The following is a 374-nucleotide window of genomic DNA, read 5'->3' on the forward strand; positions in this document are numbered from 1 at the left end:
ATTATGGTTTATAGCTATATCATTACCCGAGATAGAGAGCGTATTGTAGACAACCTAATGGAACACGGTGAGTTTTCTAATGGTTCAATTAAAGGTAAAGAGTTAAGCCTTGATCATCCATTAGCAAATGAGATGGTAGATACCTTAAAACTAGTGCCTCAAGGCATGGCCAATACCTATTACACCCTTCACCATTTGAAACAGCAAGATTGGGATGTGACTCATGAAAATGGTTATGAGAACTCTCTCATTGCGAGCTTTAGTTTAAATGGAAACCTAAGTTCACTTTTAGATAAAGTCAAAAGTGGAGAGGGGTTTAAGGTAGAAACGAATACCTTCCAGGAGTTCATTGAATCGAATCAAGGTATCGATTT

The 374-nt window shown here is 37.4% G+C and carries 1 protein-coding gene; it reads left to right on the top strand.

The window, feature by feature from the left end; genetic code table 11:
• Window positions 1-374: hypothetical protein (locus tag IQR33_RS14100; protein ID WP_193843772.1), on the top strand; the 374-nt coding region annotated here is incomplete at both ends.

It is taken from the genome of Vibrio sp. OPT46, assembly GCF_015163535.1.
Classification (GTDB): domain Bacteria; phylum Pseudomonadota; class Gammaproteobacteria; order Enterobacterales; family Vibrionaceae; genus Vibrio; species Vibrio alginolyticus.